We start from the raw sequence: 432 nt of genomic DNA on the forward strand, positions 1-432 counted from the left end.
GCACCCCGACAGCTACCCGCGGGGCAGCGAGGACGGCACGATCACCTTCCGGGTGCCGAACGAGGAGGACCACGCCGACACCACCAAGGTCGACGTCTACTTCCCCGCCGGGCAGCCCATCCCCTCCGTCCTGGTCTCGCCCGTCCCCGGTTGGACGGCGCAGGTCAAGAGCGTCGACCTCAAGACCCCGATCAAGACCGACGACGGCGACATCACCACGGCCGTCTCGGAGATCGTCTGGACCGGAGGGAGGATCGCCCCGGGCCAGTACCAGGACTTCACCGTGGCCTTCGGGCAGTTGCCCACCACCGGCGGGCAACTGGTCTTCAAGGCGCTCCAGACCTACTCGGACGGCGACATCGTCCGCTGGATCGACGAGCAGCAGCCGGGCCAGCCGGAGCCGGAGCACCCCGCGCCGACCCTGAAGCTCAC

1 protein-coding gene is annotated in these 432 nt (G+C 69.4%); it reads left to right on the forward strand.

What is annotated here, in order from left to right; all coding sequences use genetic code 11:
- Nucleotides 1-432: YcnI family copper-binding membrane protein (locus K7472_RS32285; RefSeq protein WP_222982830.1), on the forward strand; the 432-nt coding region annotated here is incomplete at both ends.

It is taken from the genome of Streptantibioticus parmotrematis (assembly GCF_019890615.1).
In the GTDB taxonomy this organism is placed as follows: domain Bacteria; phylum Actinomycetota; class Actinomycetes; order Streptomycetales; family Streptomycetaceae; genus Streptantibioticus_D; species Streptantibioticus_D parmotrematis.